1 pseudogene is annotated in these 372 nt (G+C 70.4%); it reads left to right on the forward strand.

Annotation, left to right across the window (positions count from 1 at the left end):
* Nucleotides 1-372 (forward strand): annotated as a pseudogene (locus M8J73_RS45930) (serine hydroxymethyltransferase); the annotation flags it as partial.

The raw sequence follows: 372 nt of genomic DNA on the forward strand, positions 1-372 counted from the left end.
GTCGACATGGACGAGGTCGAACGCCTCGCCAAGGAGCACCGCCCCAAGGTCATCATCGCCGGCTGGTCCGCCTACCCCCGCCAGCTGGACTTCGCCGCCTTCCGCCGGATCGCCGACGAGGTCGAGGCGTACCTGTGGGTGGACATGGCGCACTTCGCCGGCCTCGTCGCCGCGGGCCTGCACCCCAACCCCGTCGAGCACGCGGACGTGGTCACCTCCACCACCCACAAGACCCTCGGCGGCCCCCGCGGCGGCATCATCCTCGCCAAGCAGGCCTTCGCCAAGAAGCTCAACTCCTCCGTCTTCCCCGGCTTCCAGGGCGGCCCGCTGGAGCACGTCATCGCCGCCAAGGCCGTCTCCTTCAAGGTCGCC

Origin of the sequence: Streptomyces neyagawaensis (assembly GCF_023516595.1) — a bacterium.
In the GTDB taxonomy this organism is placed as follows: domain Bacteria; phylum Actinomycetota; class Actinomycetes; order Streptomycetales; family Streptomycetaceae; genus Streptomyces; species Streptomyces neyagawaensis.